The sequence below is a fragment of the Vibrio sp. D173a genome (assembly GCF_030248475.1).
In genome coordinates, this window is the sequence record NZ_JAHGAH010000835.1 from 1 (window position 1) to 769 (window position 769).

The 769-nt window shown below is 48.4% G+C and carries 1 pseudogene; it reads left to right on the forward strand.

Annotated elements, in window-relative coordinates:
- Positions 1 to 769 (forward strand): annotated as a pseudogene (gene glpD / locus KIV40_RS29655) (glycerol-3-phosphate dehydrogenase); the annotation flags it as partial.

A 769-nucleotide genomic window follows, 5' to 3' on the forward strand; every position in this document is an offset into this window, starting at 1 on the left:
ACAAAAAATGGTTCATCCTCCACGTTAGATATGATCGTGATCGGTGGTGGTATTAATGGTGCTGGTATCGCTGCAGATGCTGCGGGACGTGGGCTGTCTGTCGGACTTTACGAAGCCAACGATTACGCATCAGCAACGTCATCTGCAATCTCAAAGCTTATTCATGGTGGCTTGCGCTACCTAGAACACTACGAGTTTCGTTTAGTGTCAGAAGCCCTTGCCGAGCGTGAAGTCCTGCTACGAAAAGCGCCACACATTGCACAGCCAATGCGTTTTCGTTTACCGCATCGCCCATTCTTGCGCCCAGCGTGGCTGATTCGCTGTGGCCTATTCCTTTACGATAACTTGGGTAAACGAGACAGTTAACCTCGCGCAATCAGGCCTACTGAAACCTGAAATGAAAGTCGGTTTCGAATACTCAGACTGTTGGGTCGATGATGCTCGAATGGTATTGCTGAATGTACTTGCGGCGAAAGAAAATGGCGCTGAAACCCGTAACTACTGTCGCGTAGAAGCAGCACGCAGAGAAGGCGGTGTATGGGTTGTAACGATTCGCGACGTAATGACAGATCAAACATTCGAACGTAAAGCGAAAGCCCTTGTGAATGCGGCGGGTCCTTGGGTGAAACAGTTCTTTGATGATGGTCTTGAACAGGAATCTCCACGTAATATTCGCCTGATCAAAGGTTCGCACATCGTCGTGCCACGTATTCACGATGAGCCTCAAGCGTATATTCTTCAAAACAAAGATAATCGAATCGTCTTCATG